At 72.2% G+C, this 26,241-nt stretch carries 23 protein-coding genes; 13 read left to right on the plus strand and 10 right to left on the minus strand.

All coding sequences use genetic code 11. The features are described from left to right. Positions 1-6: 6 nt before the first annotated feature. From ABZS69_RS15405 to ABZS69_RS15435, 7 genes are all read right to left on the minus strand, one after another. Positions 7-951 (minus strand): WYL domain-containing protein, encoded by a 945-nt coding sequence (locus ABZS69_RS15405; RefSeq protein ID WP_355371755.1) that lies wholly within the window; start codon positions 949-951, stop codon positions 7-9. Then, positions 933-2,519, minus strand: a complete 1,587-nt coding sequence (locus tag ABZS69_RS15410) for a CocE/NonD family hydrolase (RefSeq protein ID WP_355371758.1) — start codon at positions 2,517-2,519, stop codon at positions 933-935. Before ABZS69_RS15410 ends, ABZS69_RS15405 begins: the two co-directional genes overlap by 19 nt. Positions 2,520-2,579: 60 nt before the next feature. Beyond that, positions 2,580-3,452, minus strand: a complete 873-nt coding sequence (locus tag ABZS69_RS15415; RefSeq protein ID WP_355371761.1) for a DUF4394 domain-containing protein — start codon at positions 3,450-3,452, stop codon at positions 2,580-2,582. A 105-nt stretch (positions 3,453-3,557) separates the two neighbouring features. Continuing rightward, complete coding sequence (locus ABZS69_RS15420; protein WP_355371763.1) at positions 3,558-7,079, minus strand: S8 family serine peptidase; 3,522 nt, start codon at positions 7,077-7,079, stop codon at positions 3,558-3,560. Between the two features lie 166 nt (positions 7,080-7,245). Continuing rightward, complete coding sequence (locus tag ABZS69_RS15425; RefSeq protein ID WP_355371766.1) at positions 7,246-7,860, minus strand: TetR/AcrR family transcriptional regulator; 615 nt, start codon at positions 7,858-7,860, stop codon at positions 7,246-7,248. Then, positions 7,857-8,678, minus strand: a complete 822-nt coding sequence (locus tag ABZS69_RS15430) for an oxidoreductase (protein ID WP_355371769.1) — start codon at positions 8,676-8,678, stop codon at positions 7,857-7,859. Before ABZS69_RS15430 ends, ABZS69_RS15425 begins: the two co-directional genes overlap by 4 nt. Continuing rightward, positions 8,675-9,865, minus strand: coding sequence for a cytochrome P450 (locus ABZS69_RS15435; protein WP_355371771.1), 1,191 nt, complete (start codon positions 9,863-9,865; stop codon positions 8,675-8,677). Before ABZS69_RS15435 ends, ABZS69_RS15430 begins: the two co-directional genes overlap by 4 nt. A gap of 276 nt (positions 9,866-10,141) precedes the next feature. On the opposite strand from ABZS69_RS15435, the gene ABZS69_RS15440 reads away from it, so the two are divergent. The 3 genes from ABZS69_RS15440 (at position 10,142) to thyX (ending at position 14,391) form a co-directional block, all read left to right on the plus strand. Further along, positions 10,142-12,268 (plus strand): anthranilate synthase component I, encoded by a 2,127-nt coding sequence (locus ABZS69_RS15440; RefSeq protein WP_355371774.1) that lies wholly within the window; start codon positions 10,142-10,144, stop codon positions 12,266-12,268. A gap of 76 nt (positions 12,269-12,344) precedes the next feature. Beyond that, the gene (locus tag ABZS69_RS15445) at positions 12,345-13,505 is read left to right on the plus strand and encodes an amidohydrolase family protein (protein WP_355371777.1); all 1,161 of its coding nucleotides are present in this window, start codon (positions 12,345-12,347) and stop codon (positions 13,503-13,505) included. Between the two features lie 196 nt (positions 13,506-13,701). Then, positions 13,702-14,391 carry an FAD-dependent thymidylate synthase gene (thyX, locus tag ABZS69_RS15450; RefSeq protein WP_355371780.1) on the plus strand — a complete coding sequence of 230 codons (690 nt, stop codon included), beginning with the start codon at positions 13,702-13,704 and terminating at the stop codon, positions 14,389-14,391. 7 nt (positions 14,392-14,398) lie between these two features. Here the strand turns inward: thyX and ABZS69_RS15455 are convergent, their stop codons facing one another. Next, positions 14,399-14,689: a hypothetical protein gene (locus ABZS69_RS15455; RefSeq protein WP_355371782.1), complete on the minus strand. Its 291-nt coding sequence runs from the start codon at positions 14,687-14,689 to the stop codon at positions 14,399-14,401. 334 nt (positions 14,690-15,023) lie between these two features. Here ABZS69_RS15455 and ABZS69_RS15460 point away from each other — a divergent pair, with 334 nt between their 5' ends. From ABZS69_RS15460 to ABZS69_RS15470, 3 genes are all read left to right on the plus strand, one after another. Beyond that, positions 15,024-16,142: a globin domain-containing protein gene (locus ABZS69_RS15460; protein ID WP_355371785.1), complete on the plus strand. Its 1,119-nt coding sequence runs from the start codon at positions 15,024-15,026 to the stop codon at positions 16,140-16,142. 66 nt (positions 16,143-16,208) lie between these two features. Then, positions 16,209-16,844 carry a sialidase family protein gene (locus ABZS69_RS15465; RefSeq protein ID WP_355371788.1) on the plus strand — a complete coding sequence of 212 codons (636 nt, stop codon included), beginning with the start codon at positions 16,209-16,211 and terminating at the stop codon, positions 16,842-16,844. Beyond that, the gene (locus ABZS69_RS15470) at positions 16,817-17,650 is read left to right on the plus strand and encodes a hypothetical protein (protein WP_355371791.1); all 834 of its coding nucleotides are present in this window, start codon (positions 16,817-16,819) and stop codon (positions 17,648-17,650) included. The genes ABZS69_RS15465 and ABZS69_RS15470 overlap by 28 nt, the downstream gene beginning before the upstream one ends. On the opposite strand, the gene ABZS69_RS15475 is transcribed toward ABZS69_RS15470, so the two are convergent. Further along, on the minus strand, positions 17,647-18,453 hold the full coding sequence (locus tag ABZS69_RS15475) for a helix-turn-helix transcriptional regulator (RefSeq protein WP_355371793.1): 807 nt from the start codon (positions 18,451-18,453) through the stop codon (positions 17,647-17,649). The two genes, ABZS69_RS15470 and ABZS69_RS15475, sit on opposite strands and share 4 nt — an antisense overlap. Before the next feature lie 139 nt (positions 18,454-18,592). On the opposite strand from ABZS69_RS15475, the gene ABZS69_RS15480 reads away from it, so the two are divergent. From ABZS69_RS15480 to ABZS69_RS15500, 5 genes are all read left to right on the plus strand, one after another. Then, complete coding sequence (locus ABZS69_RS15480; RefSeq protein ID WP_355371795.1) at positions 18,593-19,672, plus strand: exo-alpha-sialidase; 1,080 nt, start codon at positions 18,593-18,595, stop codon at positions 19,670-19,672. A 3-nt stretch (positions 19,673-19,675) separates the two neighbouring features. After that, on the plus strand, positions 19,676-19,975 hold the full coding sequence (locus ABZS69_RS15485) for a hypothetical protein (protein ID WP_355371797.1): 300 nt from the start codon (positions 19,676-19,678) through the stop codon (positions 19,973-19,975). A gap of 662 nt (positions 19,976-20,637) precedes the next feature. Then, complete coding sequence (locus tag ABZS69_RS15490; RefSeq protein WP_355371799.1) at positions 20,638-21,321, plus strand: gamma-glutamyl-gamma-aminobutyrate hydrolase family protein; 684 nt, start codon at positions 20,638-20,640, stop codon at positions 21,319-21,321. A gap of 9 nt (positions 21,322-21,330) precedes the next feature. Next, positions 21,331-22,248 (plus strand): alpha/beta hydrolase, encoded by a 918-nt coding sequence (locus ABZS69_RS15495; RefSeq protein WP_355371802.1) that lies wholly within the window; start codon positions 21,331-21,333, stop codon positions 22,246-22,248. Beyond that, a complete protein-coding gene (locus ABZS69_RS15500; RefSeq protein ID WP_355371805.1) occupies positions 22,245-23,024 on the plus strand; it encodes an enoyl-CoA hydratase/isomerase family protein in 780 nt (259 codons plus the stop codon). The genes ABZS69_RS15495 and ABZS69_RS15500 overlap by 4 nt, the downstream gene beginning before the upstream one ends. Before the next feature lie 190 nt (positions 23,025-23,214). Here the strand turns inward: ABZS69_RS15500 and ABZS69_RS15505 are convergent, their stop codons facing one another. After that, entirely contained in the window at positions 23,215-23,805 is a 591-nt protein-coding gene (locus ABZS69_RS15505) for a methyltransferase domain-containing protein (protein WP_355371808.1), read from the minus strand. A 129-nt stretch (positions 23,806-23,934) separates the two neighbouring features. Between ABZS69_RS15505 and ABZS69_RS15510 the strand changes: the two genes are divergently transcribed. Together ABZS69_RS15510 and ABZS69_RS15515 are read left to right on the plus strand one after the other, a co-directional pair. Next, the gene (locus tag ABZS69_RS15510; RefSeq protein ID WP_355371810.1) at positions 23,935-25,527 is read left to right on the plus strand and encodes a histidine kinase; all 1,593 of its coding nucleotides are present in this window, start codon (positions 23,935-23,937) and stop codon (positions 25,525-25,527) included. Further along, positions 25,524-26,198, plus strand: coding sequence for a response regulator transcription factor (locus ABZS69_RS15515; protein WP_355371813.1), 675 nt, complete (start codon positions 25,524-25,526; stop codon positions 26,196-26,198). The genes ABZS69_RS15510 and ABZS69_RS15515 overlap by 4 nt, the downstream gene beginning before the upstream one ends. The last annotated feature ends 43 nt before the right edge of the window (positions 26,199-26,241 follow it).

The following is a 26,241-nucleotide window of genomic DNA, read 5'->3' on the forward strand; positions in this document are numbered from 1 at the left end:
AAAGCGTCAGGGCCGGTAGAGGGCCGACATGCGGGCGGCGGCGTCGGCGACCAGCTCCCGCAGCTCGGGCGGGTCCAGCACCTCCGCCTCCGGCCCGAACCGCAGCACCTGCGAGTACGCCACCGGCACCGACTCCACGGCCAGCCGCACCGTCCCGTCCGGCTGGAGCGAGGCGAGCGCGTCCTCGAGCGCGGCCGGGTCGGCGACGTGCCGCAGCAGCCGCACCCCCAGCTCGCTGAGCCGCAGCGTGATCACCTCCCGCAGCAGCGACCGGGTGAACTCCGCCGACTGCCCAGCCCAGAAGGCGGCCAGGTCGAAGGAGGGCTCCCGGTCGAACGGCTCGGCGAGCACGGACACGGCCCCGAACCGGTGCACCCGGAAGATCAGGAACCGGGTCCCGAGCCGCGCGGCCAGGTACCAGGCGCCGGCCTTGAGCACCAGCCCGTACGGCTCCAGCGTGCGCACGTTCCCCTTGTAGACGGCCGACACGCGGCGGTCGTTCCACACGGCCCTGGCCAGCGGCGCGAGCGCCTCCGGCGGCGGATCGCCGCCGACGAACCAGCCGGGCGCGTCCAGATGGAAGCGCTGGGCGGCGAGGGCGGGCGCGTCCCGCAGCGCGGGCGAGAGCGCGGCCGCGGCCTTCAGCCGGGCCGTGGCCGCCACCTCCTCCAGCCCCATCTCCCGCAGCGCGGCCGGCACCCCCGACAGGAACAGCGCCTCCGCCTCGGCCCGGTCCAGCCCGGTCAGCCGCGTCCGGTACCCGTCCAGCAGCCGGTAGCCGCCGCCCCGCCCCCGGTCGGCGTACACGGGCACGCCCGCCTCCGACAGCGCGAGCACGTCCCGGTGCACGGTCCGCTCGGAGACCTCCAGCTCCTTGGCCAGCTCGGCCGCCGTCATCCCGCCCCGGCCCTGCAGCAGCAGGACCAGCGACATCAACCGCGAGGCGCGCACAGCGGCAGCACCACCGCGGAAGGCAGGCCGGGGGAGTGGAAGACCTCGACGTCGGCGGGCACCATCGCGCCGTCGCCCCCGCCGAGGGGGTCGCCGGTGCCGGGGTTGCGGGCGATCGTCGGGTACGCCCCCGCCGCCACGTGCACCCTGATCCGGTGGTCGCGCCCGAACCGGTGCGCGATCGGCCACAGATCCACACGGACCCGCCGTATACCGTCGAGGGCGTCGGAGACGGACAGGCGGCGCACGCCCTCGCACACGTTGAACGAGCGCCCGTCCGGGTGCACGTCGCACACCCGCACCACCACGTCCACGTACGGCGTGCTCGACCGCACGAACAGCTCGCCCCGCACCGGCCCGATCATCTCCACGTCCGACTCCAGTGCCGCCGAACTGTACACCAGCACGTCGCGCCGCTGCTCCAGCCGCCGCTGATCACGTGGCCGGGAGTCGCCGAGCAGGACCGGCCCGCCGATCACCGGCGTCGGATGGGCGGGGTGGTACCGGAAGCGGTCGGGCGGCGCGTCCTGGGGCCCGTCGAGCCCCAGCCCGGACCCGTGCTGCAGGTGCCAGCGCTGCTCCCGCATCCCCGGCACCGGCCAGTCGGAATAGTCGCGCCACTCCTCGGCCCCCGTCACGTACAGGCGCACGGGGTCGGGCCGCAGCCCGGAGGGGTCGCCCAGCAGGTGTGCGCGGAACCAGGCCAGCGACTCGGCCATGGAGGGCCGTCCGTGCCGGGTGTCGATGTGGTACCAGGGCCCGATCGTCAGGTACGGCCGCCGCCCCGCGGCCCGCATCGCCGTGTAGTCCTTGAGCTGCCACGGCAGGAAGACGTCGTACCAGCCGCCCAGCATGGTGACGGCCGCCTCCACCTCGCCCACCCGCGGCGAGAAGTCGCGCTGCCGCCAGTAGGGCGCGTCCGGGTGGGCGTGGTGCAGGAGCAGGTCCTGGTAGAACCGCAGCGGCCGCCCGGCCGAGGCCAGGTCCAGCTCGGCCACGGGACGGCCCGACAGGACCGCCCTGCGGGTCAGCCGGGGCGCGGTCAGCACGGCGGCGCCGCCGAACCGGCGCGACATGCCGTCGGTGAGCGTGGTCCAGCTCAGCGTCGACTCCAGCGCGAACGCGCCGCCCACGTACGCCGCGTCCCTGAACTGGGAGGCGGTGATCTGCGTGGCCATGGCCTTCAGTTCGGGCCCGGCGTAGGGCGCGACGGCCCACTGCGTGTAGCCGAGGTAGGAGGGGCCGAACATCGCGAACGAGCCGCCGTACCAGGGCTGCTTGCGCAGCCAGGCGATGGTGGCCAGGCCGTCGTCGTGCTCGTCGCCGAGCGGGTCGAGCAGGCCGCCGGAGCCGAAGCCGCCGCGGCAGCTCTGGATGACGACGTGGAAGCCGTGCCGGGCGAAGCCGCGGCCGTAGTACCAGCCGAACAGGCCGCGCCGGCCGTACGGGGAGCGCATCAGCACGACGGGGGCCCGCCCGCCTCCGGGCGGGGCGTAGTGGTCGGCCAGCAGTGTCACGCCGTCGGGCATCGGAACGGGAAGATCCCGCTGGAGCCGCACGCGTCTCATGTACTAACCAGTAACAGATGCCGCCCGGGGTGCGGTAGCCCGGGGGCATCCATTGCGGATTCAGCCCAGTTGAACGGCGATGTCACGCACCTGGCGGTTCATCGGGAACGTTCCAACGAGGACGGCGTCGCCGGTCAGCGCGTTCACCGTGTAGAAGCGGTAGGCGCCGCGCACCTTGAGCGCGGCGTAGGCGGTGTTCGACACCGTCACGCCCCCGCGCAGCCGGCTGAAGACGTCGAACCCGGCGCCGGTCGCCGCGTCCACGCCCAGCCTGCCCGCCGGGGCCAGGTTGCCGGCGTTGGCAGGGGACTGCACGGAGATCTGGTCGCCCGTGGTGTCCACGTCGAACAGCGTCGTCGCGGTGGCCGGGTCCAGGTCGTTGTTGGTGTAGCCGGCGCCGGTCACGCCGGTCGCGCTCGCCCCGGCCGTGGCGGGCGGGACGGGCGGGTTGGTGAGGGCGCCGTCGCCGGCGGTCGTGCCCGCGGCGGGCGCGCCGTTCGGGTCGTCGAGGTTGTGGCGCAGGTTCTGGCCGGTGTCGCTGATGACGCGAAGCCGGTTCGCGGCGGGGTTGAAGTCGACGCCGAACGCGGTGCCGCTCAGGGGGACGGTCAGCTGGGACACCTTGGCAGCCCTGGCCCGGTTGTCCAGGGTGTAGACGCCGCCCTTGTCGCCGACGGCGTACAGCCTGCGGTTCTGGACCCGGTAGTCGATGCCGACGACCTTCATGTCGCCCCTGAGGCCGCTGATCCTGCCGACCCGGCTGACGTCGCGCGGGTCGCCCGCGTCGAAGAGGACCAGGTCGCCCCTGGTGGTCAGGCCCGCGACGCGGGGGCCGTCGAAGCGGTGCCGAGCCTGCGCGGGCGAGGCCGGGCCGGCGCCCAGGACAGCGCCCGCGCCGAGCACGACGACGGCGAGCGCCAGTTGCTTGCGCATCAGATCTCCTTGTGTGGGTGTTGCCTTGCTCCTTTCTTCGCCGGCCCGCCGTCTTTGGATGGGTAAGGGCACCCGGTGACAAAGGGTGCCCTTACCCGAGGGCCGCTACGGGGTCGCCCGGTCGGGGCGCTCCGAGATGCGGACGGCGTTCACGACCGTGTCGCCCTGCCGGGTGGCGAAGCGCACGTTGAGCTGGCCGTCGGTGACCTTCACCGTGTACTGCCTGCTCACCGCCGTGTACGTGCCCGCCTCCAGGGCCAGGTCGAGCGCCGGGATCGCCAGCTGCCCCTCGACGAGGACGTCGAAGACCCGCTTGCCCGGCTTGGTGCTCTTCAGATCGGCGAAGTCCAGCTCGACGGTGTACGTGCCGGCGGGCACGTTGTCGAACCGGTACTCCAGCATCTTCTCCCTGGCGGTCTTGAACAGCGCCTGGTCGGCGGTGCCCGCGATGGCCTTGGACGTGCTCGACGTGCCGGTCGAGGTGGCCACGTAGCCGTAGCCGCCCGCGGCGTACTTCTTGTCCGGCGTCCAGGTGTCACCGGCGCTGTCGACCACGTTCTTGGAGGCGCCGGTGTCGATGGCGACCTGGAGCTTCGGCACCACGACCGACACCTTGATCTCGATGGTCGGCTGCCGGCCGCTGGCCGAGCGGACGAGGAGCTTGCCCGTCTTCACCGTGCCGGGCGCGACGCCCGCGCTGGAGAGCGTGGCCTTCAGCGTCGCCTTCTGCCCCTTGGCCAGCTCGCCCGAGGCCGGGGTCGTGGCGAACCACGGCTCCGACACCACCGTGTACGGCGTCGGCGAGCCCAGGTTCGTCAGCTCCAGCGTCCTGGTGCGGGTGGACTCGGCCGGCATCACCACGGTCAGCTCGCCCGCCGACGCGCTCACCTGGCCGGTGACCAGCGCCGTGTCGATCCGGGTCACCGTCGTGGGCGCGATCGTGACGGCCTTGGTGAAGGTGCCGTAGTGCTCCTTGGCCACCACGACCTCGTAGTCGCCGGCCAGCACCTGCCCGTAGAACGCGCCGTCCTCGCCGGTGGTGAACGTGACCACGTCGCCCACCTTGACCGTCGCCCCGGCCAGCGGCTTGCCGTCGTTGGCGTCGGTGACCGCGCCGGTGACCAGGCCGTGCCGGCTGGCCGTGAACGTCAGGCCCTGCCCCGAGGACAGCGCCGGCTCCTCGTAGGAGTACTGCATGGCGTCGGTGCCGCCCGCGTTCTCGATGCCGACGGTGGCGCTGGAGCCCTGCTCGCGCTCGCTGTCGATGTCCTTGTACCGGAAGGCGATCGAGCCGTCCTCACCCAGCAGCGCCGAGAACGACACCCGCAGGTCGGCGGCGTTGTAGAAGCCGGCGTTACGCCACTCCACGACGAACGTCCGGTGCGGCGCCGTGCCCGTCACCCCGGTGTAGACCCCGGCCTGGGCGTCCACGATGAGGTCGTCCCAGTACGGGTAGACCGCGTTGTTGGGCGTGGTGGTGGTCGGCAGGCGGCCGTTGCTGCCGGTGGTGACCCGGTCGGTGGCGAAGGAGACGTACCCGTTCGTGCCGATCCACGCCTTGCCGTTGCCCGTGCCGTAGAACGGGACCGGGAACGGCAGCGTCACCTGCACGGCCTCGTCGTCGCCGGACAGCGCCAGCTTGTCGGTGCCCGCCACGTACGCCTGGGCGCCGCTGCGGCAGGTGTAGCCGAAGTTGTCGCCGCGCAGCGGCAGCTCGACGTCCTTGGTCACGTCGCCGGTCACCGAGACGGACGCCGTCGTGCCGCTGGAGCAGCGGGACACCGGCGTGATCGTCAGCTCGTAGTCGCCGTGCGGCAGCGTCAGGCTGTAGCGGCCGGAGGCGTCGGTCACGGCGCTCGCCGGCGTGCCGGTGGCCGCCACCGTCGCGCCCGCCTCCGGCGTGCCCGCGGTGCTGACCGTGCCGGACACCACGCCGGACTGCTGCCTGGCGATGCTCACGTCCGCGGTCGTGGCCTGCCCGGCCGTGATCACGGCCGTCGCGGTGGCCTTCGCGTAGCCGAACTTCTCCGCGCTGACCTGGTACTCGCCCGGCAGCAGGCGCGGCACGGCGTACGTGCCGTCCTGGCCGGTCGTCACCGTACGGCTCAGCGGCCCCGAGAGCGTGACCGTCACGCCGGCCACGGGCGCGCCGTCGGAGATGACGGTGCCGCGCAGGTCGCCGAGGTCCTCGTGCGGCGCGGCCTGAACGGCGGCGTACGTGTCGAGCCGGCCCTCGCCCCAGACGTTGTTGTCGGCCGCGGTGCCGCCGCAGCTGGTGTCGCTGACGTCGACGGCGGTGCTGTCGAGCAGCGGCCGGGTGGCCGCCACCTTGCCCTGCAGGCCGGGCGAGCCCGACCAGATCAGCGCGACCGTGGCCGCCACGTGCGGCGAGGCCATCGAGGTGCCGGTGAAGCTTTCGTAGGTGTTGCCCGGGGTCGAGGAGCGCACGTTGACGGCCGGGGCCGCGATGTTCGGCTTGATCTCGCCGTTCTCGCCCTCGCCCTTGCTGGAGCGGGTGTACAGCGCGTTGTTGATGTCGAAGCCGCCGGCGCTGTAGCTCTCCACGTACTGGCCGGGCGAGCCGCTGGTGCGGCAGGCCGGGCCCTCGTTGCCGTTGGCGAACGCCGGGAAGATCCCGGCCGCGACCCACGCCTCGACGGTCTCCTTGTACCAGGGGTCGTAACCGTCGCCGCCCCAGGAGTTGTTGACGATGTCGGGGGCCAGGTCGGGGCGCGGGTTCTGGCCGTTCAGGTCGGTCGGCGCCAGGACCCACTGCCCGGCCGCCAGCAGGGAGGCGTCGGTGCAGGTGTTGACCTCGCAGCCCTTGGCGGCGATCCACTTGGCGCCGGGCGCGACGCCGATGCCGTTCGCGCCGACCATCGTGCCCATGGTGTGGGTGCCGTGGCCGTTGTTGTCGCACGGCGCGGCGCTCGGGCAGACGCGCGCCGGGTCGAACCAGTTGTAGTCGTGCGTGAACGTGCCGTCCTGGTTCCTGCCCCGGTAGCTCTGGACCAGCTCGGGGTGGTCGAACTGGGCGCCGGAGTCGATGTGGGCGATCACGATGCCCTCGCCGCGGTTGCCCAGCTCGCTCCAGACGCGCGGGGCGTTGACCCGGTCGATGTTCCACTCGACCGCGACTTCTGATGTCGCCGAGTCCGCGACCTTGACCTTCGCCTCGGTCTTGCCCGGCGTGGAGTCCGGCAGCTTGACGGTGCGGACCGGCTGGATGCTCTCGACGTCGGGCAGCTTGGCGATCTCGCCCGCGAGCTTCTCGTCGGCGGTCACCCGTACGGCGTTGACGATCCAGTACGGGGTGTAGTCGGTGTGCCGGGCGTCGAGCAGCTTGCGCAGGCCGGCCTGGGAGGCGGTGGCCCGCTCGGTCTTGGCCTCGAAGACCAGCTCGGCCTTCGTGTCCTTGGCGATCGCCCGGCGGGCGCCGCTCAGGTCGGCCGCCCCTTTCATCCGGACCCAGAAAGTGGCCTTGTCGTCCTTGTCGAGCTGCGCCTGGACGGCGGCGTCGATCTTCGCAGGCTCCGGCGCGGCCTGCGCCGGGACCTGCGGGACGCATAAGCCTGCGGTGACGGCGATCCCGACCAGGACCGCACGCCAGCGGGGGGTGTTGAGCACGCGACTCTCCTTCGAGTCCCTCGAGACAAGAGGTGATCTTTACGCTTCTGTCGAGAAGCGTGGATAGATCTTGTCGGGAAAGCAAGAGGTGTCGCGAAATGTAACGTGACTGCCTGAAATGTAATCTGGTCAGTGGAAATATCGCCGTATTATCCGCCGATCCTCGTCACGGCCGGTAACCGACCTGCCGCATGATCGCCAGGAAGTACGCCTTGATCTCCTCGGCGCCCTCGTCGTCGGGATGGCCCGCGAGATGGCCCGTGACCGCGCTGCTCAGCAGCTCCCGCACCACGTCCACGTCGAGGTCCGCCGGGAGCTCGCCGCGCTCGCGGGCCGCGGCCAGCGCGTCGCGCACCACCCTCTCCCGCCGCCCGCCGTTGGTCTCCCGGTAGGTCCGCAGCAGATCCGGATAGTCGTCGACCGTCCCGAAGACCCGCCGGAGCAGGATCCGGTTGCGCGGATCGGCCAGATGCAGCGCCCATTCGGCGAACATGTGGTCGAGGTCGCGCCAGCCGGCGACCGCGGGGTCGAAGTCGTGCAGGGCCCACTGCAGGGTGCGCGCCAGCAGCGCGGTCTTGTCGGTGTACCTGCGGTAGACCGTCGCCCTCGTCACGCCGGCCCGCTTGGCGACCTGCTCGATGCTGGTCTGCTGGGCGCCGTACTCGATGAGCAGGTCGAGCGCGGCCGCCAGGATGGCCGTGTCGGCCTCCTGGCTGCGCGGCCGTCCGGCGGGACGCGCTGCTCGCGGGCCGGTCGTGCCGAGGTCGTCGGTGGTCATCATGCGCGGCGGGTCACCATCTTGTCGTAGAGGCGGTCCGGCAGGAGTCTATTGACCCACAGCATCAGCCCGGCCAGGTAGCCGACGGCGTAGCGGGGCTTCGGGTCGCGCGTGGCCACGATCCGCGCCACGGCCCGGCCGACCACGCGCGGGTCCGACGCCCTGCTGCCGGGCCCGAATCCCTTCTCGGCCCCGGCCGCCATCCACTCGGCGACGTCCGCGTACGGGCCGTGCCCCGAGATCTCGCGCAGTTCGCGCGGCGTGTCGTCGCCGAACTCGGTGGCGATGATCCCGGGCCGCACCACCACCACCCGCACCCCGAACCGCCCGACCTCCTGCCGGAGCGAGTCGGAGTACCCCTCCAGCGCGTGCTTGGAGGCGTGGTACCAGGCGCCCAGCGGCAGGGCGATCTCGCCGCCGATCGAGGAGATGTTGACGATCGTGCCGGAGCGGCGCTCGCGCATGTGCGGCAGGACGAGCTGGGTCAGCCGGGCCAGGCCGAACAGGTTGACCTCGAACACCTGCCGCGCCCGCTTCAGCGGCACCTCCTCGGCGGCGCCGTACACGGAGGTGCCCGCGTTGTTCACCAGCACGTCGATGCGCCCCTGCTCGTCGAGGACCGTCCGCACGGCGCGCTCCAGGTCGGCCTCCGCGGTCACGTCCGCGCCGATCGCGTGGCCGCCGGCCTCGCGGATCACCTCCATCCGCTCCACGCGGCGCGCCAGGCCGTACACGGTGTGGCCGGCGCGCAGCAGCTCCAGCGCGGTGGCCCGGCCGATGCCGGACGACGCGCCCGTGACGACGCAGACCCGGCCGCTCATTCCTGGACGTCCCAGGTGACCGGGAGGCTGTGCACCCCGTAGATGAGCATGTCGGTGCGGAGCGGCACCTGCTCCGGCTCGACCGCCGGCCGCAGCGACGGGAACCGCCTGAACAGGGCCGGATAGCCGGCCCGCATCTCCACCCTGGCCAGCTGCTGGCCCAGGCACTGGTGCACGCCGTGGCCGAAGCTCACGTGCCCGCCGGTGTCCCGGCGCAGGTCGAGCACGTCGGGGTCGGGGAACCGTTTCGGGTCGCGGTTGGCGGCCGGGACCGAGATCGTGACCGTCTCGCCGGCCCTGACCAGCTCGCCGCCCAGCTCGACGTCCTCCAGCGCCGTACGGACGAGGAAGGGGACGATCGTGAGATAGCGCAGCAGCTCCTCCACCACCTGGTCCACCCGGCCGGGTTCGTCGCGCAGGAGGGCCAACTGGCCGGGGTGGCGCAGCAGCGCGAACGTGCCCAGGGCGAGCATGTTGGCGGTGGTGTCGAGCCCGGAGCCCAGGAGCAGAAAGCCGATGTTGGCCAGCTCCTCGTCGGTGAGGTCGCTCCTGGTGAGGTCGCTGAGCAGGTCGTCGGTGGGCTCGGCCCGCTTGGCCACGACCAGGTCGCGGATGCGCGCCCGCATCGCCAGGAACGTGGAGATCTTCTGCTCCTGCGCGGCGTCCGGGCGCACCAGCACGGTGGCCTCGGTCATGAAGCCCGGCCGCTCCTCGTCGGGCACGCCGAGCAGCTCGCAGATCACCACCGCAGGCACCGGCGCCGCGAACGCCTCCACCAGGTCGGCGGGCGGGCCCTGCCGTTCCATGAGGTCCAGCCGGTGCTCGGTGATCTCCTCGATGCGCTCGGTGAGCAGGCGCATCCTGCGCACGGTGAACTCGCCGGTGAGCAGCCTGCGGTAGCGGGTGTGCTCGGGCGGGTCCACCCCGATGAACATCCCGGGCGGGCTCGGCCGGCCCGTGCTCGTGCTCTCGACGGGGCTGTGCCGCAGCTCGGAGCGGGTGCTGAGGCGGCGGTCGGCCAGCACCTCGCGCACCAGCGCGTGACTGGTGACCAGCCAGCCCAGGTGGCCGTCGGGGTAGGCCAGGCGGGTGATGGGGGTGCGCTCGCGCAGCCCGGCCAGGTCGGCGGGAGGGTCGAACGGGGTCGGGCGCGCGGTGGGGAGGGTGATCGCCTCGGTCTCGGACATCTCGGGTCTCCTCTCGATCACATGAATACAGTACAGCTCTGTATTTAAAGTCGAGCACCCCGCCCCCTCGGGCCGTCACCGGGGGCGGGTCGGCGTTGCGCGATCATGGTGCGCCGGTTAACCTGTTCCCATGCGAAGTCACGCCCAGCTCCAGTGGTGGCGCCGCTCCTAGGCGGCGCGTGTTTCGCATTCCTCAACGGACGGCCGCCCCGGATGGCGGCCTTTCGCGTGTCCGCCCCCGGGGCTCGATCATTTGACGTGGTAAAGGGGCAGGAAGTGGAGACGAGCGGATATACCACCGCCGGGGGCATCGGGGTCGAGCGCGAGGCGCGCGAGGTGGACGAGGCCGCCCTCGAAGAGATCGTGACCGCGCTCGGGCACAGGCGCGGCGGCGCGTTCTCCTCGGGCATGGACTACCCGGGCCGTTACAGCCGATGGGCCTTCGGCTACGTCGACCCGTGCCTGGAGCTGGTCGCCAAGGGCCGCACCATCTCGGCGACCGCGCTGAACGAGCGCGGCAGGGTCGTGCTGCCCGCCGTCGCCTCCTGCCTGCTGGCCGCGGGCAAGCCGGTCTCCGAGCCGACGCCGGACCGGGTCGAGGTGTACGTCCCAGAGTCGGAGGACCTGCTGCCGGAGGAGCTGCGCAGCCGCCGGCCCACCGTGTTCACCGCGATCCGCGAGGTCATCGCCGCCTTCAAGGGCGACGACCCGCACCTCGGCCTGTACGGCGCGTTCGGCTACGACCTGGCCTTCCAGTTCGAGCCCATCAGGCAGGAGCTCGTCCGCCCCGACGACCAGCGAGACCTCGTCCTCCAGCTGCCCGACCGCATCATCGTGATCGACCGGCAGCGCGAGTCCAGCATCGAATACCGCTACGAGTTCACCGTCGACGGCGCCACCACCCGCGGCATGGAGCGCACCGGCGCCAGCGCCGAGCCCGTCACCCCCGGCGAGCTGCCCAAGAACCCCGAGAGGGGCGAATACGCCAAGGTCGTGGCGGCCGCGAAGGAGAAGTTCAAGCGCGGCGACCTGTTCGAGGTCGTGCCCGGGCAGGTCTTCCACGCCTCCTGCACCGACCCGTCGGCCTTCTACCGCGGCCTGCGGCACAGCAACCCGGCGCCGTACGAGTTCATCATCAGCCTCGGCCAGGGCGAGCACCTGGTCGGCGCCTCGCCCGAGATGTACGTCCGGGTCAGCGGCGACCGCGTCGAGACCTGCCCCATCTCCGGCACCATCGCCCGCGGCAGCAACCCGGTCGAGGACGCCGAGGCCATCCGCACCCTCCTGTCCAGCGTCAAGGAGGAGTCGGAGCTGACCATGTGCACCGACGTCGACCGCAACGACAAGTCGCGCATCTGCGTGCCCGGCACGGTCAAGGTCATCGGGCGCCGCCAGATCGAGCTCTACTCCCGCCTGATCCACACGGTCGACCACATCGAGGGGCGGCTGCGGCCCGAGTTCGACGCGCTCGACGCGTTCCTCACCCACATGTGGGCCGTGACGGTCACCGGCGCGCCCAAGACGTGGGCCATGCAGTTCATCGAGGACCACGAGGCCACCACCCGCAGGTGGTACGGCGGCGCCATCGGCTTCATCGGCTTCGACGGCTCCATGAACACCGGCCTGACCCTGCGTACCGCCCAGATCAAGAACGGCGTGGCGACGGTCAGGGCCGGGGCGACGCTGCTGTTCGACTCCGACCCCGAGTCGGAGGAGCGCGAGACCGAGCTCAAGGCCAGCGCCCTGCTCGGCGCCCTGGCCGCGGTCAACCGGCCCGGCACCGTCCCGGTCCCCGAGCCCAGGCCGCAGCCGGGCCAGGGCATGAAGGTGCTGCTCGTCGACCACGAGGACTCCTTCGTCAACACGCTGGCCGACTACTTCCGCCAGGAAGGCGCCGACGTGGTGACGCTGCGCCACGGCTTCCCGATCCACATGGTCGACGAGATCGCGCCCGACCTGGTGGTGCTCTCGCCGGGGCCCGGCTGGCCGTCCGACTTCGGCATGGCGGCGCTGCTCGACCAGATCTACGCCCGCGACCTGCCGGTGTTCGGCGTCTGCCTCGGCCTTCAGGCCATGGTCGAGCAGGCCGGGGGCACGCTGGAGCTGCTCGGCTACCCCGAGCACGGCAAGCGCGGGCAGGTCTCGCGGATCGCCGACAGCGCGCTGCTGGAGGGGCTGCCCGACGAGTTCACCGCGGCCCGCTACCACTCGCTGCACGCCAAGCAGCCCGGCGTCGTCGGCTTCGCCGCGACCGCGCTCACGCCCGACGGCAACGTCATGGCGATCGAGGACGTCGAGCGGCGGCGCTTCGCCGTGCAGTTCCACCCCGAGTCGATCCTCACGCAGGAGGGCAGCGCGGGCGCGAAGGTCATCGCCAACGTGCTGCGCCTGTCCCGCAGATAACGCCCGCAGATAACGCCTGCGGATTGCGTAGGTAAAACGGCCGCGGGGGCGTGCGGAGCTCCCCTAGAGTCTCCGCATGCTCCCCGTAGACCTGCCCGGCACGGTGCGTGACGCGCTGCTCGCCCCGCTCGTCGACCACCACTGTCACGGGGTGCGCCGCGACGACCTGAGCAGAGCCGCGTTCGAGCTGCTCATCAACGAGGGCGGGTGCCCGGCGCCGCCCGGCACCACCCACTTCGACACGCCGCTCGGGGCGGCCGTGCGCCGCTGGTGCGCGCCGCTGCTCGACCTGGAGCCGCACGCCCCGCCGGCCGTCTACGTCTCGCGCCGCGAGGAGCTGGGCGCGGCCGAGGTCAACCGGCGGCTGCTGGCCGGGGCCGGGGTGGTGGCGTTCCTGGTGGACACGGCACCCGCGGAGATCGGCCCGGGGGACATCGACCTGCTGACGGCCACCGAGATGGGCCGCCACGGCGGGGCCGCCGCCGACGAGCTCGTACGGATCGAGCAGGTCGAGCGGGACGTGGCCGAGGACGCGCCGCTGGCCGTGGACTACCTGGACGGCCTCGGCGACGAGCTGACCGCCAGGGCCGCCAGGGCGGTCGGGCTGAAGACCGTCGTCGCCTCGCTCTACGGCCTCGACTTCGACCCGGCCAGGCCCACCAGGGGCGCGGTGATCGCGGCGGCCAACCGGCGCCTGTCGGACCCGAAACAGCCGCTGACGGACGAGGTCCTGCTGCGCCACCTGCTCTGGAGCGCGATCGACGTGGCCAGGGAGCGGGGGCTGCCGGTGCAGTTCCACACCGGCTTCGGCGGCTCGGGGCTCGACCTGCACCGCACCGACGCGGGCCGGCTGGGCGTGTTCGCCAGGCTCCTGCAGCCGGTCGGCGTGCCGCTCATCCTGCTGCACTGCTACCCGTACCATCGCCAGGCCGCCTACCTCGCCGGCCGCTACCCGCACGTCTACGTGGACGTCGGGCTGGCGCTGCCGCACACCGCCGCCGCCTCTGCCAGGGTCGTGGACGAGCTGCTGGAGCTGGCGCCGTTCCACAAGCTGCTGTTCAGCTCCGGCTGCCACGGCGTGGCCGAGACGTGCTACCTGGGTGCGCTCTACTACCGGCAGGCGCTCGGCGCGGCGCTCGGGTCGCGGCTGTCGGCGGGGGAGTGGAGCGCCGCGGACGCCGCCAGGATCGCGCACATGATCGGCTCGGGGAACGCCCGCCGCGTCTACCGCCTGTGAGCCCCCGGGGCGCCGACGCACGCCGAGCTGTGAGCCCCGGGGGCGCCGACGCGCGCCGAGCTGTGAGCCCCGGGGGCGCCGACTCGCGCCGAGCGGCCCGACCTGGTTTGCTGGGGCCGTCACAACACCCGACCTGAGCAGGGGGCTCTCTGTGGGCACTGTCGAACCCGAGGACGAGATCACGTTCCGCAGTGACGTGGACGTGGAGCTGGTGAAGGCCGCCGCGTCGGACGCCGACGTGTTGTGGGCCGCGCGCGTCTCCACGAAGGGCGAGAGCTCTCTGGAGGAGATCGAAGCCGATCCCCAGCGTTCCAAGGGCCTCATCAACTTCCTGATGCGCGACAGGCACGGCACGCCGTTCGAGCACTCTTCGATGACCTTCTACGTCAGGGCGCCGATCTTCGTTTTCCGGGAATTCATGCGGCACCGCACCTTTTCCTATAACGAGGAGTCCGGCAGGTACCGGAAGTTGACGCCGGTTTTCTATGTGCCCGGCCCCGATCGGAAGCTGGTGCAGGAGGGAAAGCCCGGCAAGTACGTGTTCCTCGACGGCACCGCCGAGCAGCACAAGCTGGTGACCGAGGCGACCCAGGAAAGCTACCGGCAGTCCTATCAGGCCTATCTGGAAATGCTCGAGGCCGGGGTGGCGCGCGAGGTGGCCCGCACGGTGCTGCCGGTCGGCCTCTACTCCTCGATGTACGCCACCTGCAACGCCCGTGCCTTGATGAACTTCCTGTCGCTCCGGGTCAAGCGCGAGGACTCCACGTTCCCGTCGTTCCCGCAGCGTGAGATCGAGATGGTCGCCGAGAAGATGGAGGCGCTGTGGGCCGAGCTCATGCCGCTGACCCACGCGGCGTTCGAGGCCAACGGGCGGGTCTGCCCCTGAACCCAGCTCAGGGCAGGCGGGACCTGGTCTCGCCGATCAGCTGAGTGAGGATCGGCGCGGTCGCGCGGCGGGTGTCGAGGAGCTGGTCCAGGCGGGCCCGCCACGCGCCCGCCTCCTGGTGGATCGCGTCCGCGTCCGCCTGCAGCCGCATCCGCGTCTCGCAGAGCCGCGCCTGGTACGCGACCCCCAGCCGGTGGCCGACCGTGTCGCTGAGCCACCAGTAGGCGTCCGTGTCCGCCGCGGAGACGAAGATCCGGGCACCCTCCCAGGCCACGCGCCTGGGATGGAGGACTGCCATGGCCGGATGTTACGCCCCTCGCGCCGGGACGGGAAAGGGATCGCCCACCGTTCACCGCGCGGGTGCCCCGGGAATGAACTCCGCCGGGTGAATACGATTTTTTTTCGCGTTTTCCGTCCGAAATTCGCCTGCGAAGCATAACGAGGTAACTACAGATGGTTCGCTTCGCACCGTATTGAGGAGAAACGGTTGTGACGCGTCATCAGTGGTGTAAGACTCAATTTTGAGCGCATCGGCTGTGCCGGGGTGGGGCCGCGCGCTCAAGACCCGGAGCCGTCAGGGAGGTGAACGACACGACCGGAACCCGATTCCGGTCCAAAGGTGGGGTTGATAAATGTCGTTGAATCCGCGCCTGGTAAAAGAGAGTTTCTCCGTCATCGAGCCGGTGGCCGACAAGGCGACGGCCTACTTCTACGGCCGGCTGTTCACCGAGAGCCCGCATCTGCGGGGCATGTTCCCGCCCGCGATGGACGTTCAGCGGGACCGTCTGTTCAGCGCGTTGACCCGGATCGTCTGGAGCCTGGACAGCCCGGACAGCCTCGCGGCGTACCTGGGCCAGCTGGGGAGGGATCACCGCAAGTACGGGGTGATCGGCGAGCACTACACCGCCGTCGGCAACGCCCTGCTCGCCACCGTCCGCCGCTTCGCCGCCGAGATCTGGACCAACGAGATCGAGGCCGCCTGGGTAGCCGCCTACACGGCGGCCGCCAATCTCATGATCGAGTCCGCCGAGTCCGACTCCGGGGTCTCGCCCGCCTGGTGGCCGGCCGAGGTGATCGACCACGAGCTGCGCCACCCCGACATCGCCGTCCTCACGCTGCGGCCGGTCGAGCGGCTGCCGTACACGCCGGGCCAGTACGTCAACGTGCAGACCGCGCGCTGGCCGCGCGTCTGGCGGACGTTCTCCATCGCGAACGCGCCGCGCGCCGACAACACGCTCAGGCTGCACGTCCGCTCGGTCCCCGGCGGCTGGGTGTCCACCACGCTCATCAGGCACACCCGGATCGGTGACACGGTCCTGCTGGGCCCCCCGATGGGCACGATGGCGCCGTGCGAGCGCAGCATGCGCGACGTGCTGTGCGTGGCGGGCGGCACCGGCCTGGCTCCGCTGAAGGCGATCATCGAGCACATCATCGTCTCGGGCCGGCGGCCCAACATCCACCTGCTGTTCGGCGCGCGCACGGCCGGGGAGCTCTACGACATGCCCGACCTGATCAGGATGGAGTCGTCGTTCCCCTGGCTGCGGGTGCTGCCCGTGGTGTCGGACCAGCCCGGGTTCGACGGGATGCGCGGCCACCTGCCCGAGGTCACGCAGCGCTTCCACTCCTGGGCGGAGCACGACGTGTACGTGTGCGGCCCGCCCGGCATGGTCAACGAGACCGTACGCCGCCTCCAGATCGACGGGGTGCCCCTGTCGCGTATCCACCGGGACGTCGTCCATAGCGAACGCTGACAGATATTGACACTTCGGGTCGAAAGGTGCGAGGTGGAGGATGACACGCCAACGTGGAGGTGGACTGTGCCATCCCCCGCCAGGCGCCGACGAATCGGCGGGCTGCTGACCGTACTGCTCCTCCTGATCCCCCTTCCCGCCCTGGCGTCGTCGGAGGCCATCCCGCTGACGGAGCTGGGGACGGGCACGTACGCGAACGTCACCGGCCAGCCCGGCACCCAGGCCGGGCCGGACACCTTCCAGGCGGGCACGACGATCGTGACCACCCACCAGGTGGGCCGGTTCTTCGACGGCGGGGCGTCCGGCATCGCCTTCGCGACCTCGTCCGACGGCGGCGCCACGTGGACGAAGGGCGCGCTGCCGGGCATCACCGTGTCCGGCGGCGGGTCCTACCAGCGGGTGAGCGACCCGTCGGTGGCCTACGACGCCCGGCACGGCGTCTGGCTGATCTCCTCGCTGGCGCTCACCGACCAGGGCGGGGTCACCGGGGCGGCGGTACTCACCAGCCGCTCCGCCGACGGCGGCCTGACCTGGGAGGCCCCGTCACGATCGCCGTCGCGGGCGGCGGCGACCTGGACAAGAGCTGGATCGTCTGCGACAACGGCTCCCGCAGCCCGTACAACGGCCGCTGCTACGCCGTCTTCGACGACATCGCCGCGGGCCGCGCGATCAAGGTGGCCCGCTCCTCCGACGGCGGCCTGACCTGGGCCGAGACCGGCACGTCCGCGACCGGGCTCGGCGGGCAGCCGGTCGTGCGGCCGAACGGCGCCCTCGTCGTGCCGTACCTGAGCGACACGGGCCAGATCCGCGCCCTGCGCTCCCGCGACGGCGGCACGAGCTGGGGCCGCAGTGTGCTCGTATCCACCGTGCAGCGGCACGTGGTCGCGGGCGGGCTGCGGGCCGCGCCGCTCCCGTCGGCGGAGGTGGACGCGGCCGGCACCGTGTACGTCGCCTGGCCCGACTGCCGCTTCCAGCTCAGCTGCGGCGGCAACGACATCGTCATGAGCACCTCGGCCACCGGCGCGGAGTGGAGCCACGTCCTGCGCGTCACCGACGACGGCGGCGACCACTTCATCCCCGGCCTCGGCGTCGACCCCGCCGGCGCGGGCGAGACGGCCCGGCTGGCGCTGACCTACTACCGCTACCCGGCCGCCGGCTGCGCGGCCGCCACCTGCCGCCTCACGGTCGGCTACACCTCCTCCGCCAACGGCGGCGCGACCTGGTCCGCCCCCGTCGAGCTGTACGGGCCGATGGAGCTCGACTGGCTAGCCGACTCCGCGCAGGGCCGCATGGTGGGCGACTACCTCTCCACCTCGGTCGTGCCCGGCGGCAACGCGTACGTGGCCTTCACCGCCGCCGGGGCTCCGGCGGGCGCGGGGCTGGACATGCGGACCTACACCGTCACGGGCGGGCTGCCGATCATCGGCGGCGGCCGTCCCACGATCGCCATCGAGGCGCCCGTCGCCGCCGGCGAGGAGGTGCCCGGCCCGCCCGCCCCCGCCCGCTAACCCAGCAGGCCCTGGTGGAACGCGGCGGCGGTCTCCTCGTCGTTCGGCCAGAACGTCTCGATGGCCAGCTCGGAGACCGTCACGTCCACCGGCGTCCCGAACGTCGCGATCGTCGTGAACATCGACAGCACCCGGTCACCGGCCGCGATCCGCAGCGGCACCAGGATGTCGGCGGGGCCCGGCACGTGCGCCACGTTCAGGTCCACCCCCGGGTAGGTGTAGGAGCTCAGCTCGTCGTGCAGCTCGGCCAGCCGCCCGTCGCCCGAGCCCTCGGCCTGCCGGCGTAGCTGGTACAGCAGGTGCGCCCGGACCTCGGCCAGGTTCAGCAGCCGGCCGCCCATCGCGTCGGGGTGCAGCGAGAGCCGCATCACGTTGATCGGCGCCTCCAGCAGCTCGGCGGGCACCCCGTCCATGAACATCGCGGCCGCCGAGTTGGCCGCCACCAGGTTCCACACCGCGTCCACCACGACCGCCGGGTACGGCTCGTGCCCGGCCAGGATCTTGTCCAGCGCCTGGCGTACGACCTCCATCTCCGGGGCGCGGACCTCGCGTTCCGGGTAGACGGGAGCGAACCCGGCGGACACCAGCAGCCTGTTGCGGTGCCGCAGCGGCACTCCCAGCTCCTCGGCCAGTTTCATCACCATCTCGCGGCTCGGCCGGGCGCGCCCGGTCTCCATGAAACTGATATGGCGGGCCGAAACGTCGGCCTCGATGGCCAGGTCCAGCTGGCTCACCCGCCGCCGCTGCCGCCACGAACGCAACAGCTCACCAAATGTCTCTTCATTTACGGCCACTGCTCCCATGTCCGGCACAGTAGCGGCTGGAGGGAAGCGTCACGATTACCTCCCGGGTAATGCGGTTTCGTGGACGGAAAACTCCCAGTCCTCTGAGACTGTCGCCCCTGCGTGGCACGATGGCCGCAGACCAACAAGGGAGCTTGCCATGAGTGACACGCTGCTCGCGATCGGCACCCGCAAGGGCCTCTTCCTCGCCCGCTCCACCGGCGGCGGCCCGTTCGACGTCGAGCCGATCCAGTTCTCGACGGTCGGGGTGTCCGCCGTGGCGATCGACACGCGAGGCCCCTCGCCCCGGCTCCTCGCGGGCATCGAATACGGTCATTTCGGTCCGTCCGTCATGTATTCGGATGACCTCGGGAAGACGTGGAAGGAGGCGGAGCAGCCGCCCATCGCCTTCCCCGACAAGACCGAGGCGACCCTGACCAGGGTGTGGCAGCTCGCGCCCTCGCCGTCCGAGCCCGGCGTGGTGTGGGCCGGCGTCGAGCCGGGCGCGCTGTTCCGCTCGGAGGACGGCGGCGTCACCTACCGGCTCGTCGAGGGCCTGTGGGAGCACCCGCACCGGTCGCAGTGGCAGCCGGGCGGCGGCGGCCTGTGCCTGCACACCATCGTCCTGCACCCGGCCGACCCGCGGAGCATGGGCGTCGCGATCTCCACCGGCGGCTTCTACCGCTCCTTCGACGGCGGGCTGTCCTGGGAGGCCGCCAACCGCGACATCCGGGCCCCGTTCCTGCCCGAGGGGGCGCAATATCCGGAGTTCGGGCAGTGCGTGCACAAGGTCGCCATGCATCCCTCCCGGCCCGAGCGCCTCTACCTTCAGCACCACTTCGGCGTCTACCGCAGCGACGACTTCGGCGGGGTCTGGCACGACATCGGCGCCACGCTGCCCTCCGACTTCGGCTTCCCGATCGCGGTGCACCCCTCGCGGCCCGACACGGTCTTCGTGCTGCCGCTGACGGCCGACGTCGACCGCACCCCGGTCGGCCACCGCTATCGCGTCTTCCGCAGCGACGACGCGGGCGGCACGTGGCAGCCGTTCGGCTCGGGCCTGCCCGAGGAGCCCGTGCACGCGGCCGTGCTGCGCGACGCGCTGACGGCCTCGGAGGCGGGGATCTTCTTCGGCACGCGCGACGGCGAGGTCCACGGCTCGCGCGACGGCGGCGAGACCTGGTCGCGGGTCGCCCGCCACCTGCCCGACGTCCTCACCGTGCGTGCGGCGGTGCTGTAGCCGATGGTCACGATGGTGGTCTTCGTGCTCCCGGGCATGCTGCGGCGATGGGTGAGCGGGCGGTCGGAGGTCAAGGTCTTCGCCGTGGCCTCCGACCGCGACTCGCCGCCCACCCTGGGAGCGGCGCTCGACACGCTCCGGCGTACGCATCCGCTGCTGGAGGAGCGGCTGCGCGACGAGTACGGGCTGATCCGGCGGCACATCAACATGATCGTGTGCGGCGAGAACGCCCGAGGACTCGGCGACCTCGACTGCGCCCTCCCACCGGGCGCCGAGATCTACGTAACCCCCACCCTCACCTAGACCCCACCCCCCAAGCCGGGGCCACCCCCAGGCTGGCCCCACCGCCCACCCTGAGGCCCCACTCAGTGCAGGGGCCGCCCGCCTGGACCGCTCCAGCAGCCCACCGACTCGCCAACCGCGCTGCTGGGGGCTGCCCGCCCGGGACCGCCCAGCGGTCCACCGACTTGCCCTCGCCCACAGCCCGCCCACCGCACCACCCGCCCCTCCGATCGCCCCGCCCGGCTCTCGGATCGCGCTGCCCCGCCACCGGACCGCCCCCCGGTCGCGCAACGCCGCGCCGTGCCGCTCAGGGCCGTGTGGTGCCGCTCAGCGCCGCCCCGGCTCGCCCCGTGCGGCCTTGCCCCGTGCCGCTCCCGGGTACCGCACCGGCGCTGCCCCCTGCGCGAGGGTGGGCGTCCTCTGGGGCCGGGAGCGCGCGGGCCTGCGCACCGCGCGTTGCCCGCCCCGTGAAGCCCCGCGCCCAAGGGATAACGCCCGAGGGGTCCGAAAGGAGGGTGTGGGGGCCTCAACGGAGGGGGTGCGTGGCGCCGAGTGCGGACAGAAGTGGTAGATCTTTGGGAGACCTGACATATCGGAAAGACCTTGCGCCATGATGGGGCGTGCGGCCGTCATCTTGACAGGCTGATGGCGGCACGGACTCCACCTTGCCCCCTGGAGATCGCATGTCCCGACCGCTGATCGGTATCACCGCCTACTTCGAGGCCGCCCGCTGGAGCGACTACGTACGCGAGGCCGTACTGTCGCCTCCCTCCTACGCCAGGGCGGTCGGGCGGGCCGGGGGCGCTCCCGTGGTGCTCCCGCCGATCGGCACCCCCGCCATCGAGGACTACGTCAGCGGCCTGCAGGGCATCGTCCTGGCCGGAGGCGTGGAGCTGGGCGCGGGCGCCTACGGCGGCGAGCCCGACGAGCGGGTGGCCGAGCCGCAGCAGCACCGCGACCGGTTCGAGCTGGCCCTGGCCAGGGCCGCCGTACGGGCCGACGTGCCGATCCTGGCCATCGCCAGGGGCATGCACGTGCTCAACGTCGCCCAGGGCGGCACGCTGATCCCCTGGCTGCCCGAGGTGCTCGACAACGACCGGCACGGCGAGCCGGGCACCCACACCATCCAGGTCAGCGTCTCCAGCAAGCTCGGCAAGGCCGTGGGGGACCGGATCGAGGTCACCGCCCCCCACCACCAGTCCGTACGCCGCCTCGGCAGCGGCCTGCTGGCCGTGGCCTGGGCCGAGGACCAGATCGTCGAGGGGATCGAGTTGCAGGGGCACAGGTTCGGTGTGGGTGTCCAATGGCATCCGGAGCGTGACGGAGATGCGCGGATCTTCGATGCGTTCATCGAGGCGGCCCGCTAGGCTGCGATCATGCCGCTGCACCCTCAGGCGCGGGATTATCTCGCCCGATACGTGCCGGACGCGGTCACCGACTTCGACGCGTTCGGCCCGGCAGAGATCCAGGAGACCCGCGCGCAGCCCGACCGGTTGGCGATCCACCGCGGCCCGCTCACCAAGCTCCCGTTCGTCCGCGACGAGCAGGCCGAGGGCGTGCCCATCAGGATCTACCGCGCCGACCCCGGCGACGGCGCGCTGCCCGTCGCGGTCTTCTTCCACGGTGGCGGCTGGGTCTACGGCGGCGTCAAGCGCAGCGACCGGCTCTGCCGCGACCTGGCGATCCGCACGGGCGCGGTCGTGGTGTCCGTGGACTACCGGCTCGCCCCGGAGCACCCGTTCCCGGCCGCCGCCGACGACGCGTGGACCGTGGTGCGCGACCTGTTCGCCCGGCCCGCCTTCTACCAGGGCAACGGCGGCGTCGCGGTCGTCGGCGAGGGCGCGGGCGGCCACCTGGCCGCCGTCGCCGCCTGGCAGGCCCGCGACGCCGGGCTGGGCCTCACGCACCAGGCGCTCCTCTGCCCGGTGCTCGACCTGGCCATGGACACGCCCAGCTACCACGAGCACGCCAAGGGCTACGCGCTGACGGCCGCCGAGATGGCCTGGTTCGCCCGGCAGTACGCAGGAGACGCCGATCCCGCCGACCCGGGGCTGTCCCCGCTGCGGCTGCCCGACGTCGCCGGCCTGGCGCCCGCGACCGTGGTGACGGCCGAGTACGACGTGCTGAGAGACGAGGGCGAGCAGTACGCCCGGCGCCTGGCCGAGGCGGGCGTGCCCGCGCACAGCCGCAGGTGGGACGGTGCCGTGCACGGCTTCTTCGGCCTGCCCGGCCTGTTCGACCAGGCCCTGGAGGCCCGCGACTATGTCGCGGAGCGGCTGCGGGAGTCCTGGTGACGTACGACAAGCTCAAGATCGACACCCCGGCCGACGGCGTCCTGCGGGTCACGATCAGCGAGCCGGGCCGGCTCAACGCCGTGGACGCGACCGCCCACCGCGAGCTGGGCGAGATCTGGCGCGACGCCGACCGGGACGACAGCGTCCGGGCCGTCGTCGTCAGGGGAGAGGGCGGGGCGTTCTCGGCGGGCGGCGACCTGTCCATGATCGAGGACATGACCCGCGACCACGCCACCAGGCTGCGCGTGTTCGCCGAGGCCCGCGACATCGTCTACAACGTGCTCAACTGCTCCAAGCCGATCGTCTCGGCGATCCAGGGCCCGGCGGTCGGCGCCGGGCTGGCCGTGGCCCTGCTGGCCGACATCTCCGTCGCGGGCCGTACGGCGCGGATCATCGACGGGCACACCCGGCTCGGCGTCGCGGCCGGCGACCACGCGGCGATCGTGTGGCCGCTGCTGTGCGGGCTGGCCAAGGCGAAATACCATCTGCTGCTCTGCGAGCCCGTCACGGGCGAGCAGGCCGAGCGGATGGGGCTGGTCAGCCTGTGCGTGGACGACGACCAGGTGCACGACAAGGCCATGGAGATCGCGGTCAGGCTCGCCTCCGGCGCCCAGGAGGCGATCAGGCTGACCAAATACTCGCTCAACAACTGGCTGCGCCTGGCGGGGCCCTCGTTCGACGCCTCGCTCGCCATGGAGTTCCTCGGCTTCACCGGCCCCGACGTGGTCGAGGGCGTGCGCGCGGTGCGGGAGAAGCGGCCGCCGTCGTTCGGCTGACCTGCGGGTGTGCTTCCCCCGCACTCGGGTAGCGGGAGGTGGACGGGGCGGCCTGGTAGCCGCGCGGATGTCGAGGGCCAGTTCACCGAGGCCGAGAACGTTGCTCCGGGGACGAGGCAGAGGCTCACCCCGGCCTGCGCGCACCACGGCCGCTCCCGCCGCATTCTTTACGACACTTTTACGGGCCCGTTTACGGGCGGGGCCGGCGCGCGTGGAACACGAAGGCGGGAGGAGTGTTGCGCCACACCGTACGCCCCGGCACGACCTCCTCGAACCGCGAGGCCAGCAGCGCCCGGAACCGGCGGGCCGAGCTCAGCGGGATGGCGTGAATATAGGAGAACGTCGTGAACGCCGCCCCCGGGCTCATCACCGACGTCACCGCACTCAGCAGCGCATGCTGCAACTCCTCGGGGAAGGCCGCCCACGGCAACCCGCTCACCACCACGTCCGCCTGCTGCAACCCGCGCTCGGCCAGCAGCTCGCCCAGCTGCGCCGCATCGGCGTTCACCACGTCCACCGCCGGGAACCGGGCCGCCAGGAGCCGCGCCATGGGTTCGTTGACCTCCACCGCCAGGTGGTGGCCACGCCCGCCCAGCCGCTGCTGGATCTCCTCCGTGAACGGACCCGTGCCGGGGCCGAGCTCGACCACCGTCGGCTCGCCGCGCTCGGGGATCGGGGCGCAGACGGCCGAGGCCAGGCGCCGCGAGCTGGGCGCTACCGCTCCGATCGTGGTCGGCGCCCGGAGGAACTGGCCGAGAAAAAGTGCGGTGTCGTTGGGCATGTCCCGAACCTAAGGCAAGATCCCGGGTGGCCGCTCCGCCCTCCGGACGGACCTCCGGCCACTTGGAGGAGGCGGGGGTCCTCCGTGAGGAGGACTTCCGCCGAGAAGGCCGGCGGATACCGTGGGTCCATGCGTTGGCGTGGTGTGCCGCTGGATGTCCTGCTGGCGGTCTCGGGTGTGGGCCTGGACCTGTTGACGACGGCGCACGTGGGCGACACCAGATACCTGCCCGCCGCGATGAACATCCCCATGGCGCTGCTGGTGGGCCTGCCCATGGGGCTCGTCCGGCACCGCCCGGTGTCCGTCGCGCTCTACCTGGCCGGGCTCCTGGTGGTGACCGACCAGCTGGAGTCGTTCACGTCCAACACGGCGCAGATCCTCGTCTGCGTGGCGCTCGGCGTCGTGGGATACCGCTCCGGCTGGCGGGCCACCGTGGTCGCCGTGGCCGCCGGGATCATCGCGACCGCGTTGAACATCGTCGACCCCGGCATCCCGGTCGTCACGAACACCTGGGTGTACGCGGTCTTCCTGGCGATCTTCCCGGCCGTCCTCGGGGCGTACCTGCGCGGCTCGGCGGGGCCGCTGGAGGAACGGGACGTCACCCCTGACGCGCTGCTGGCGGCCGGCGGGGTGGCGATCACCGTGCTCAGCACGTGGACCTCCTGGCACTCGGGCAGCCAGCCCGTCTGGGTGGTCGGCCTGCTCGCCGTGGTCGGCGGCCTGTCGCTGGGCATCGCCAGACGGCTGCCCGGGGCGGTGTTCCTGCTGCAGGGCGCGCTGCTCGTCTCCGCCGACACCTACCTGACCCAGGTCGTCAACACCTGCGTGATCCTCACGCTCATCGCGATCGGCGTGTTCGCCATGCGGGTGACCTCCTGGGCGTGGACGATCGTCGCGTACGCCACCGGCTGCATGCTGACCGCGATCGCCGTCGTCGGCCAGGAGACCGAGACCACGCCGTTCCGCGTCGGGATCCTCATGACGCTGGTGGCCACGCCGATCGCGATCGGCCGCTACCTCGGCATGCGGCAGTCCGCGGCGGCCGCCGAGCGGCTGCGCGCCGAGGAGGCGGCCCGCGCGGCCGTCGCCCAGGTGCGCGCCGACCAGCTCGCCGAACGCGAGCGCATCGCCCGCGACGTGCACGACATCGTGGCCCATCACGTGGGCGCCATGGTCCTGCGGGCCAGCGCCGCCCGCTACACCGCCCCTGACGGGCCCGTCGCCGACGCGCTCACCGACATCCGCGAGACGGGGCACCAGGTGCTGCAGGACCTGCGCGACCTGCTCGACCTGCTGCGCGACCCCGAACGCCAGCCCGACCTGCTGGCCAACCCCGCCGACGTGGTCCGCGAGTCCGCCGAGCGCATGGCCGCCGCCGGCCTCGTCGTGGACCTCGACCTCGACCCCGCCACCGACCAGGCGCCCCTCATCGCCCGGGCCTCCGCCGCCCGCATCGTCCAGGAAGGACTCACGAACGTGCTCAAACACGCCGGCCCCGGCACCCGGGTCCGGGTCACCGTCACCCCCTCGGCGGAGGGGCTGTCCGTACGGATCAGCAACGGCCGCCCGCCCACCGTCGTCGAACGCCTGCCCTCGTCCGGGCGCGGCCTGGCCGGCATGCGCGAACGCGTCCGCACCCTCGGCGGCACCCTCACCGCCGGGCCCGACGGCGAGGGCGGCTGGCTCCTGTCCGCCAGCCTCCCGGCCAGGAACGCCGCGTGATCCGCGTGCTGGTGGCCGACGACCAGGCGCTCGTACGGGCGGGCGTACGGATGCTGCTGCAGGCCACGGGCGACATGGAGGTCGTGGGGGAGGCCGTGGACGGGGCCGAGGCGGTCCGCCTGGCCGAGCGCCACCTGCCCGACGTGATCCTCATGGACCTGCGCATGCCCCGGGTGGACGGGCTGGAGGCCATCAAACGCGTGCTCGCCGCCCGGCCCGGGACCCGGATCGTCGTGCTGACGACGTTCGCGGAGGACGCCAACGTGTACGCGGCGCTGCGGGCCGGGGCGGTCGGATTCCTGGTCAAGGACGACGAACCGGAGCGCATGGTGGACGCCGTGCGCCGGGCCGCGGCGGGGGAGCAGCTCCTGGCGCCGTCGGTGCTGCGGCGGGTCGTGGAGCGGTTCCTGGCCGCCGAGGAGCAGGCCGCCCCGCCCCGGCCCGCCGGGCTGACCGAACGCGAGTTGGAGGTGCTTGCCCTGGTCGGCACCGGGCTGTCCAACGCGGAGATCGCGGAGGAGCTGCACGTGGGAGTGACGACGGTCAAGACGCACATCGCGGCGGCCATGGAGAAGCTGGGGCTGCGCAACCGCATTCAGGCCGCCGTCGTGGCCCACCGCACCGGCCTCGTGGACGCCTCCTTCCGTCCGGTACGCCCGCCGCGCGCGTGACCTCGCCCCCGTCCGGTACGCCCGCCCTGGCATGGTCACCGAT

It is taken from the genome of Nonomuraea sp. NPDC005650 (assembly GCF_040605375.1).
Classification (GTDB): domain Bacteria; phylum Actinomycetota; class Actinomycetes; order Streptosporangiales; family Streptosporangiaceae; genus Nonomuraea.